The 2,589-nt window shown below is 69.6% G+C and carries 3 protein-coding genes; 1 reads left to right on the top strand and 2 read right to left on the bottom strand.

Annotated features, from left to right (window positions below; all coding sequences use genetic code 11):
• Positions 1-134: 134 nt before the first annotated feature.
• Complete coding sequence (locus tag A9X03_RS14165; protein WP_068261586.1) at positions 135-593, bottom strand: VOC family protein; 459 nt, start codon at positions 591-593, stop codon at positions 135-137.
• 214 nt (positions 594-807) lie between these two features.
• Positions 808-1,938, bottom strand: a complete 1,131-nt coding sequence (locus A9X03_RS14160; protein ID WP_068261584.1) for a citrate synthase 2 — start codon at positions 1,936-1,938, stop codon at positions 808-810.
• A 72-nt stretch (positions 1,939-2,010) separates the two neighbouring features.
• Here A9X03_RS14160 and pdxH point away from each other — a divergent pair.
• Positions 2,011-2,589 (top strand): pyridoxamine 5'-phosphate oxidase (pdxH, locus tag A9X03_RS14155; protein WP_068261589.1); only part of this gene is annotated, 579 nt, incomplete at its 3' end.

Below are 2,589 nucleotides of genomic sequence, written 5' to 3'. Positions count from 1 at the left end.
GACGCCGCCGAGGCCGCCACCCGCAGCGCCGACGGTCGGCCGCGAGCCAAATTCACCGAGGTCGCCGACATGCTCGCCGCCGCTGCCGCCGCCGGGCCGCCGCCGCGGCGCCGGCTGCTGGACCGCCTGCTCGGCTAGCCGGCGCCCTGCCCGGCCATCGCCGCCTGGATCTCGTCGTAGCCGACCTCGCGGACCGGCTGTCCCATCGACCAGTGGTGGCCGAACGGGTCCGCGACCACGCCGTAGCGGTCACCCCAGAACTGATCGTCCAACGGAGCGACGACGGTGGCGCCCGCGTCCAGCGCCCGCTGGAACTTGGCGTCGACGTCGGTGACCGTCAGGTGGATGGTCACCGGGGTGCCGCCCAAGGACTTGGGCGTCATCGACTTGCCGCCACACACCTCGGGGAAGTCGTCGTTGAGCATGACCAGAAAGCCGTTGATGCGCACCGCGGCGTGGACGAGTTTCCCGTCCGGGCGGGGCACCCGCCCGATCTCCTCGGCGCCAAAGGCCTTGACGTAGAAGTCGATCGCCGCGGCCACGTCGTCGACCACCAGGTGCGGGGACAGGGCCGGCTCGATATTGATCGCCATTGTGGTTCTCCTTGCTGTCGGTTCCCAGGCCGGCCCGAAGCGGGCAGGCTCGCGAGTTATGACTGCGCCCGCGACACAAACTCATCGCGGCGACACTCATTTAATCGCCGGGCACCGACAACAAGCGCACGCGAGCGTAGCGCCGGTGCGAAGAATTGAGCCGAAATTCGCGATGCCGTTACGCTCGCGCGCAACGGCCGACAGCGGTCCTGCCTCAGGCGTGGGTGAGGCTGCGGTCCCAACCCTCGACGGACTCCGGGCTGCGCGGGCCCGGTCCCACGTAGATGGCCGACGGGCGAACCAGCTTGCCGAGCCGCTTCTGCTCGAGGATGTGCGCGCACCATCCCGCGGTGCGCCCGCAGGTGAACATCGCGGGCATCATGTTGGCCGGGACCTGGGCAAAGTCCAGGATCACCGCCGCCCAGAACTCGACGTTGGTCTCGATGGCCCGGTCCGGGCGGCGCTCGCGCAGCTCGGCCAGGGCGGCCTGCTCCAGGGCGACCGCGACCTCGTGGCGTGGTGCGCCGAGCCGCTCGGCGGTCGCGCGCAGCACCCGCGCCCGCGGGTCCTCCGCGCGGTAGACCCGGTGCCCGAAGCCCATCAGCTTGTCGCCCTCTTCGCGGTTCTTCACCTTGCGGACGAACTCGCTGACGTCGTCGCCGCTTTCGCGGATCTGCTCGAGCATCTCGAGCACCGCCTGATTGGCGCCGCCGTGCAGCGGTCCGCTCATGGCCCCGATCGCCCCGGACAACGCCGCCGCGACGTCGGCGCCGGTCGAGGCGATCACGCGCGCGGTGAACGTCGAGGCGTTCATGCCGTGCTCGGCGGCCGACACCCAGTAGGCGTCGATCGCTTCGACGTGCCGCGGATCCGGCTCGCCCTGCCAGCGCGTCATGAACCGTGCTGTCACAGTTGAGCATTCGTCGATAATTCGCTGCGGAACGGCCGGCTGGTAGATGCCGCGGGCGGACTGCGCGACGTAGGACAACGCCATCACCGACGCCCGGGCCAGCTGGTCGCGCGCCGTGGCGTCGTCGGTGTCGAGCAGGGGCCGGTAGCCCCAGATCGGGGCCAGCATCGCCAGGCCCGCCTGCACGTCGACGCGCACGTCGCCGGTGTGGATGGGCAGCGGGAACGGCTCGGCGGGCGGCAATCCGTGGCCGAACTTGCCGTCGACCAGTAGGGCCCACACGTCACCGAAGGTGACCTGCTGGTCCACCAGGTCTTGGATGTCGACTCCGCGGTAGCGCAGTGCACCGCCGTCCTTATCCGGCTCGGCGATCTCGGTCGTGAAGGCGACCACGCCTTCGAGGCCGGGAACAAAGTCTTCGGGGACCACAGTCATAGGCAAAATTCTCGCACCCCACCCTCGGGCGGACGCTACCGGCCGGTAGCAAGCCCCGGTAGCGTTGGCGCGATGGCAGGACCAGACTCCGAGCACCTGCAAAGGATGCGCGTGGAATACGGATCGGTGGAAAAGGACGGCAGTCCCGATCTCGACGCGGATTGGCTCGACGACGGTTGGGTTGCCTTGCTGCGCAAATGGATCGATGACGCCGAGCGGTCCGGCGTCGCCGAGCCCAACGCCATGGTGCTGGCCACCGTCGCCGACGGCAGGCCGGCGAGTCGATCGGTGTTGTGCAAGAGCGTGGACGAGTCGGGGATCACATTTTTCACCAACTATGACTCGGCCAAGGGCGCCGATTTGGCCGCTACCGCGTACGCGTCGGCGACGTTTCCCTGGTACCAACTGGGGCGGCAGGTGCACCTTCGGGGGCCGGTGAGCAAGGTCACCCGGCAGGACACCGAGGACTACTGGTCCAAGCGGCCGCGCGGCTCGCAACTGGGCGCGTGGGCATCGCAGCAGTCTCAGCCGATCGAGTCGCGCGCGGCGCTCCTCGACCAGCTGGCCGAGGTGACCGCGCGGTTCGCCGACCAAGACCAGATCCCGGTGCCGCCGGGCTGGGGCGGTTACCTGCTCGCTCCGGAGTCGGTC

The organism is Mycobacterium sp. E1715 (assembly GCF_001667625.1).
Taxonomy (GTDB): Bacteria; Actinomycetota; Actinomycetes; order Mycobacteriales; family Mycobacteriaceae; genus Mycobacterium.
Note: the sequence above shows the minus strand (reverse complement) of the source record. Positions and strands in the feature narration are given on the sequence as shown.